The organism is Streptomyces sp., assembly GCF_031181705.1.
Classification (GTDB): Bacteria; Actinomycetota; Actinomycetes; order Streptomycetales; family Streptomycetaceae; genus Streptomyces.
On record NZ_JAPSKN010000197.1, the window covers coordinates 1 to 7,575 of the forward strand.

A 7,575-nucleotide genomic window follows, 5' to 3' on the forward strand; every position below is an offset into this window, starting at 1 on the left:
GCCCCGCCCGCCGACCTCAACGCGCTCGACCCCAAGGTGTGGGCCGAGACCGTCACGCGTGACGAGGACGGCGTCGTGACCGTCGGCGGGATTCCCGTCACCCGGCTCGCCGAGGAGATCGGCACCCCGGCGTACGTCCTCGACGAGGCGGACTTCCGGGCCAGGGCCCGCGCGTGGCGCACTGCCTTCGGGACCGGCGCCGACGTGTTCTACGCCGGCAAGGCGTTCCTGTCCCGGGCCGTCGTGCGCTGGCTGCACGAGGAGGGGCTGAACGTCGACGTCTGCTCCGGCGGCGAGCTGGCCACCGCGCTCTCCGCCGGCATGCCCGCCGAGCGCATCGCCTTCCACGGCAACAACAAGTCCGTCGACGAGATCACCCGCGCCGTCGAGGCCGGCGTGGGCCACATCGTGCTCGACTCCTTCCAGGAGATCGTCCGCGTCGCCCACATCGCGCAGGGTCTGGGCCGTCGGCAGAAGGTGCTCATCCGGATCACCGTCGGCGTCGAGGCGCACACGCACGAGTTCATCGCCACGGCCCACGAGGACCAGAAGTTCGGCATCCCGCTGGCCGGCGGGCAGGCCGCCGAGGCCGTACGGCGGGCGCTGCAGCTCGACGGGCTGGAACTCGTCGGCATCCACAGCCACATCGGCTCGCAGATCTTCGACATGTCCGGCTTCGAGGTCGCCGCCCACCGGGTGGTCGGGCTGCTCAAGGACATCCGCGACGAGCACGGTGTCGAGCTGCCCGAGATCGACCTCGGTGGCGGGCTCGGTATCGCGTACACCAGCGACGACGACCCGCGCGAGCCGCACGAGATCGCCAAGGCGCTCACCGAGATCGTCACCCGGGAGTGCGAGGCCGCCAAGCTGCGCACGCCGCGCATCTCCGTCGAGCCGGGGCGGGCCATCGTCGGGCCGACCGCCTTCACGCTCTACGAGGTCGGCACGATCAAGCCGCTCGACGGGCTGCGCACGTACGTCTCCGTGGACGGCGGCATGTCGGACAACATCCGCACCGCGCTGTACGACGCCGAGTACAGCGTCGCCCTGGTCTCCCGCACCTCCGACGCCGAGCCGATGCTCGCCCGGGTCGTCGGCAAGCACTGCGAGAGCGGGGACATCGTGGTCCGGGACGCGTTCCTGCCGGCCGACCTGGCACCGGGTGACCTGGTCGCCGTGCCCGCGACGGGTGCCTACTGCCGGTCCATGGCCAGCAACTACAACCACGTGCTGCGGCCGCCCGTGGTCGCCGTGCGCGACGGCGAGGCCCGGGTGATCGTCCGCCGCGAGACGGAGGAGGACCTGCTGCGCCTGGACGTCGGCTGATCCCCACGGCAGCCCCGCGCAAGCCGCAGGACAGCGGGGTGGAAGATCTCCTGTCTTCCACCCCCGTGAAAATGAAATAGACGTCTCACGATCCGGACCGAGGGCAGAAAGTCCCGTTCGGTGGGTGAGACTGGTTGCACCGTAGACGGTAAAGAGGAAACGAGGTCGGATGATGCGTACGCGTCCGCTGAAGGTGGCGCTGCTGGGCTGTGGTGTGGTCGGCTCAGAGGTGGCGCGCATCATGACGACGCACGCCGACGACCTCACGGCCCGGATCGGGGCCCCGGTGGAGCTGGCCGGTGTCGCCGTCCGCCGGCCCGACCGCGTACGCGAGGGCATCGACCCCGCGCTCATCACCACGGACGCCACCGCCCTCGTCAAACGCGGCGACATCGACGTGGTGGTGGAGGTGATCGGCGGCATCGAGCCGGCCCGCTCCCTCATCACCACCGCCTTCGAGCACGGCGCCTCCGTCGTCTCCGCCAACAAGGCGCTGCTCGCCCAGGACGGCGCCGCGCTGCACGCCGCCGCCGGGGAGCACGGCAAGGACCTCTACTACGAGGCCGCCGTCGCCGGTGCCATCCCGCTGATCCGGCCGCTGCGCGAGTCCCTCGCCGGGGACAAGATCAACCGGGTGATGGGCATCGTCAACGGCACCACCAACTTCATCCTCGACAAGATGGACTCCACGGGCGCCGGGTACCAGGAGGCCCTCGACGAGGCCACCGCCCTGGGCTACGCCGAGGCCGACCCGACCGCCGACGTCGAGGGATTCGACGCCGCCGCCAAGGCCGCCATCCTCGCCGGCATCGCCTTCCACACGCGCGTACGCCTCGACGACGTCTACCGCGAGGGCATGACCGAGGTGACCGCCGCCGACTTCGCCTCCGCGAAGGAGATGGGCTGCACGATCAAGCTGCTCGCCATCTGCGAGCGGGCCGCGGACGGGGCGTCGGTCACCGCGCGCGTCCACCCGGCGATGATCCCGCTGAGCCACCCGCTGGCCTCCGTGCGCGGCGCCTACAACGCCGTGTTCGTCGAGTCCGACGCCGCCGGGCAGCTCATGTTCTACGGCCCCGGAGCGGGCGGTTCCCCCACGGCCTCCGCCGTGCTCGGCGACCTCGTCGCCGTCTGCCGCAACCGCATCGGCGGCGCTACCGGACCGGGCGAGTCCGCGTACGCCGCCCTCCCCGTGTCCCCGATGGGTGACGTCGTCACGCGCTACCACATCAGCCTCGACGTGGCTGACAAACCGGGTGTTCTCGCCCAGGTCGCGACCGTCTTCGCCGAGCACGGCGTCTCGATCGATACGGTTCGCCAGCAGGGGAAGGACGGCGAGGCGTCCCTCGTCGTCGTCACGCACCGCGCGTCCGACGCCGCCCTCACCGGGACCGTCGAGGCGTTGCGCAAGCTCGACACCGTGCGTGGTGTCGCCAGCATCATGCGGGTTGAAGGAGAGTAACGAGCAATGACCCACCAGTGGCGCGGAATCATCGAGGAGTACCGGGACCGGCTGCCGGTATCCGACACCACGCCGGTCGTGACGCTCCGTGAGGGCGGCACGCCCCTCGTGCCCGCGCAGGTGCTCTCCGAGCGCACGGGCTGCGAGGTCCACCTCAAGGTGGAGGGCGCCAACCCGACCGGTTCCTTCAAGGACCGCGGCATGACCATGGCCATCACGCGGGCCAAGGAGGAGGGCGCGCAGGCCGTCATCTGCGCCTCCACCGGCAACACCTCGGCCTCCGCGGCGGCCTACGCCGTACGGGCCGGGATGGTCTGCGCCGTGCTCGTGCCGCAGGGCAAGATCGCGCTCGGCAAGATGGGCCAGGCCCTCGTCCACGGCGCGAAGATCCTCCAGGTCGACGGCAACTTCGACGACTGCCTCACGCTCGCGCGCGGCCTGAGCGACAACTACCCGGTGGCGCTGGTCAACTCGGTCAATCCGGTGCGCATCGAGGGTCAGAAGACGGCCGCCTTCGAGATCGTGGACATGCTCGGCGACGCGCCCGACATCCACGTCCTGCCGGTCGGCAACGCGGGCAACATCACGGCCTATTGGAAGGGCTACACGGAGTACGCCGCCGACGGCGTCGCCACGAGGACCCCGCGCATGTGGGGATTCCAGGCCTCCGGTTCCGCGCCCATCGTACGCGGCGAGGTCGTCAAGGACCCCTCGACCATCGCCACCGCGATCCGCATCGGCAACCCGGCCTCGTGGCAGTACGCGCTCGCCGCGCGGGACGAGTCGGGCGGCTTCATCGACGAGGTGACGGACCGTGAGATCCTGCGCGCCTACCGGCTGTTGGCCTCGCAGGAGGGCGTCTTCGTCGAGCCGGCGTCCGCCGCGTCCGTCGCCGGTCTGCTGAAGGCCGCCGAGCAGGGCAAGGTCGACCCGGGGCAGCGCATCGTCTGCACCGTCACCGGCAACGGACTGAAGGACCCCGACTGGGCCGTCGCCGGTGCCCCGCAGCCGGTCACCGTGCCCGTCGACGCGGCGGCCGCGGCGGAGCGCCTGGGTCTCGCCTGACGGCGCTCGAACCGGCCTGACGTGCGCCGACGCACCGAGCGCCGGTGTCACGTCCGACAGGTCCCGGCGTAAGACGGCGCCGGGACGGGGAGATTCCCTACGGCGGGTGCACAGGGGGCTTACGACACGCATCGTGCGCCTCCTGTGCGCCCTATGTCGCCACAGAACCTTCCTTCGATAGGCTGTACTGAACCCGCCCGCCGCATATGCCTCCGCATGGAGCGCGGTGCCGCGCCGTCTGTGCGGCCGGGACAGCGGCCGGCCCCACCGGTCGGCAGCGGCCCCCCGGGTTCTCGTACGTCATCGAATGTCCATCGACCGTCATTCGACAATCACGCAGCTCAAGGAGAGTCATCGAGCGATGGCCGGTCCAGCGTTCCGCGCCGCCGCCGTCCGGGTGCGCGTCCCCGCCACCAGCGCCAACCTCGGCCCGGGCTTCGACGCCCTCGGCCTCGCGCTGGGGCTGTACGACGACGTGGTCGTCCGGGTGGCCGACTCCGGGCTGCACATCGACATCGCGGGTGAGGGCAGCGAGACGCTCCCGCGCGACGAGCAGCACCTTCTCGTGCGGTCCCTGCGCACCGCCTTCGACCTGCTGGGCGGGCAGCCCCGCGGCCTGGAGATCGTCTGCGCCAACCGCATCCCGCACGGCCGGGGCCTGGGCTCCTCCTCGGCCGCCATCTGCGCCGGGATCGTCGCCGCCCGCGCCGTGACCATAGGCGCCGAGGCCAAGCTCGACGACACGGCGCTGCTCGAACTCGCCACGGAGATCGAGGGTCACCCCGACAACGTCGCCGCGTGTCTGCTGGGCGGCTTCACCCTGTCCTGGATGGAGGGCGGCGCCGCCCGCGCGATCAGGATGGACCCGGCCGATTCCGTCGTTCCGGTGGTTTTCGTGCCCGGAAAGCCGGTCCTCACCGAGACGGCGCGCGGCCTGCTCCCGCGCACCGTCCCCCACGTCGACGCCGCCGCCAACGCGGGCCGGGCCGCCCTGCTCGTCGAGGCCCTGACCCGGCGCCCCGAGTTGCTGCTGCCCGCCACCGAGGACCGTCTGCACCAGGACTACCGGGCCCCGGCCATGCCGGAGAGCGCGGCACTGGTGGAGCGGCTGCGCGGCGACGGCATCCCCGCGGTCATCTCCGGTGCCGGACCCACGGTCATGGCGCTGGCCGACGCGGGCACCGCCGACAAGGTCGAGGCGCTGGCGGGGGCGGACTGGGCCGCCAACCGGCTGAACCTGGACGCACACGGCGCGAGCGTGCTGCCGCTGGCGACCGCCGGTGACATCTGAAGGCGCGCGGTTGCCGGATTTCGAGAGGGGGAATGTTTGTTGGATCCGGTAGTGTTAACCTCAAGTCTGCACCCGACCCCACCATGGCGAGGTGCCTCGTGTCCCCGTCCGGGACAGACATTCTTCCGGGAGCCCCCCAAGCCGCATTGTGCAGTGGATGTCGTACGTGGTCAGTACGGCCGACACGGACACTGAGCGGCCCGCCGGGCACGCTTCGGAACCGGTGCGACCACGCCGCGTGACACAGACACTGGGTGCCACGGCCAAGGGGCGCGCCATCACCAGATATTCCTTCCGCCGTTCAGGCGGACCACCGCCCCGGCACGGTTCGCACAGCAAGGACCGAAGCCGGACAGCACAACCGGTCGCCGAGCCAGACAGGCCGACGTCCGCTCCAGGGAAGGACCCTTCGTGAGCGACACCACCGATCTGATGGGCGCACGTGTCGAGGAGACCGCTGCCGCGCCCGCCACGGACGCTTCCGCGCCTGCCACCGGTGCCGGCTCCCGGCGGCGCCGCGGTACCGGCCTCGAGGGCATGGTGCTGGCCGAGCTGCAGCAGGTCGCATCCGGCCTCGGCATCAGGGGCACCGCGCGCATGCGCAAGAGCCAGCTGATCGAGGTCATCAAGGAGGCGCAGGCGTCCGGCGGCGCCGCTCCGGCCCCGAAGGCCGACGCCCCCGCCGAGACCAAGCCCAAGCGCCGCGCCACCTCGCGGACCCGTACGGGCGACAACGGTGAGAAGGCCGAGAAGAAGGCGGACGCGAAGGAGGCACCCGAGGCCCCCGCGGAGAAGGCCGAGAAGGCCACCGCCCAGCAGCAGATCGAGATCCCCGGCCAGCCGGCCTCCGACGACGCTCCCTCCGAGCGCCGCCGTCGCCGCGCCACCGCCGATGCCGGATCCCCCGCTTCCGCGCCCGAGACGGTCGCCGCCGAGGCGAAGAACGAGGCCAGGGCCGAGACGCCGGCCCAGCAGCAGTCGCAGAACAACGACGCCAGGTCCGACGCCGACGGCGGCGAGGGCCGTCGCCGCGACCGCCGTGACCGCGACCGGGACCGCGGGCGTGACCGCGACCGCCGCGGCGGCAAGGGCGACGACCAGCAGGGCGGCGGCCGCCAGGACCGCGGCCAGCAGCAGAACCAGCAGGGCGGCGGCCGTCAGGACCGTGGGCAGCAGCAGGACGACGACGACTTCGAGGGCGGCCGGCGCGGCCGTCGCGGCCGTTACCGCGACCGCCGGGGCCGTCGCGGCCGCGACGAGATGACCACCGAGCCGCAGATCAACGAGGACGACGTCCTGATCCCCGTCGCGGGCATCCTGGACATCCTCGACAACTACGCGTTCATCCGGACCTCCGGCTACCTGCCCGGCCCCAACGACGTGTACGTCTCCCTCGCCCAGGTCCGCAAGAACGGTCTGCGCAAGGGCGACCACATCACCGGTGCGGTCCGCCAGCCCAAGGAAGGCGAGCGGCGCGAGAAGTTCAACGCGCTGGTGCGCCTGGACTCCGTCAACGGCATGGCGCCCGAACACGGCCGCGGCCGCCCGGAGTTCAACAAGCTCACCCCGCTGTACCCGCAGGACCGCCTCCGTCTGGAGACGGACCCGGGCGTGCTCACCACCCGCATCATCGACCTCGTGTCGCCGATCGGTAAGGGCCAGCGCGGTCTGATCGTGGCCCCGCCGAAGACCGGCAAGACCATGATCATGCAGGCGATCGCCAACGCGATCACGCACAACAACCCCGAGTGCCACCTGATGGTCGTCCTCGTCGACGAGCGCCCGGAAGAGGTCACCGACATGCAGCGGTCGGTGAAGGGCGAGGTCATCTCCTCGACCTTCGACCGTCCGGCCGAGGACCACACCACGGTCGCCGAACTGGCCATCGAGCGCGCCAAGCGTCTGGTCGAGCTGGGTCACGACGTGGTCGTGCTGCTCGACTCCATCACGCGTCTGGGCCGTGCGTACAACCTCGCCGCCCCGGCCTCCGGCCGCATCCTGTCCGGTGGTGTCGACTCGACCGCCCTGTACCCGCCGAAGCGGTTCTTCGGTGCGGCCCGCAACATCGAGGACGGCGGCTCGCTGACCATCCTCGCCACCGCCCTGGTGGACACCGGGTCCCGCATGGACGAGGTGATCTTCGAGGAGTTCAAGGGCACGGGCAACGCCGAGCTCAAGCTCGACCGGAAGCTCGCCGACAAGCGGATCTTCCCGGCGGTGGACGTCGACGCGTCCGGTACCCGCAAGGAGGAGATCCTGCTCGCCAACGACGAGCTGGCCATCGTCTGGAAGCTGCGCCGGGTGCTGCACGCCCTCGACCAGCAGCAGGCGGTCGAGCTGCTCCTCGACAAGATGAAGCAGACGAAGTCGAACGCCGAGTTCCTGATGCAGATCCAGAAGACGACGCCGACGCCGGGCAACGGCGACTGAG

5 protein-coding genes are annotated in these 7,575 nt (G+C 71.2%); all 5 read left to right on the plus strand.

The window, feature by feature from the left end:
* Positions 1-1,326: diaminopimelate decarboxylase (lysA, locus tag RIN80_RS25120; RefSeq protein ID WP_309097926.1), on the plus strand; the 1,326-nt coding region annotated here is incomplete at its 5' end.
* Between the two features lie 169 nt (positions 1,327-1,495).
* Positions 1,496-2,788, plus strand: a complete 1,293-nt coding sequence (locus tag RIN80_RS25125) for a homoserine dehydrogenase (RefSeq protein WP_309097927.1) — start codon at positions 1,496-1,498, stop codon at positions 2,786-2,788.
* 6 nt (positions 2,789-2,794) lie between these two features.
* Entirely contained in the window at positions 2,795-3,853 is a 1,059-nt protein-coding gene (thrC, locus tag RIN80_RS25130; protein WP_309097928.1) for a threonine synthase, read from the plus strand.
* 361 nt (positions 3,854-4,214) lie between these two features.
* Positions 4,215-5,144: a homoserine kinase gene (gene thrB, locus RIN80_RS25135; RefSeq protein WP_309097929.1), complete on the plus strand. Its 930-nt coding sequence runs from the start codon at positions 4,215-4,217 to the stop codon at positions 5,142-5,144.
* Between the two features lie 411 nt (positions 5,145-5,555).
* On the plus strand, positions 5,556-7,574 hold the full coding sequence (rho, locus tag RIN80_RS25140; protein ID WP_309097930.1) for a transcription termination factor Rho: 2,019 nt from the start codon (positions 5,556-5,558) through the stop codon (positions 7,572-7,574).
* Position 7,575: the final 1 nt, after the last annotated feature.

Excerpts from the sequence above, each read along its gene's own strand:
- RIN80_RS25125 (WP_309097927.1), top strand. The coding sequence starts at position 1,496 with ATGATGCGTACGCGTCCGCTGAAGGTGGCGCTGCTGGGCTGTGGTGTG.
- thrC (WP_309097928.1), top strand. The coding sequence starts at position 2,795 with ATGACCCACCAGTGGCGCGGAATCATCGAGGAGTACCGGGACCGGCTG.
- thrB (WP_309097929.1), top strand. The coding sequence starts at position 4,215 with ATGGCCGGTCCAGCGTTCCGCGCCGCCGCCGTCCGGGTGCGCGTCCCC.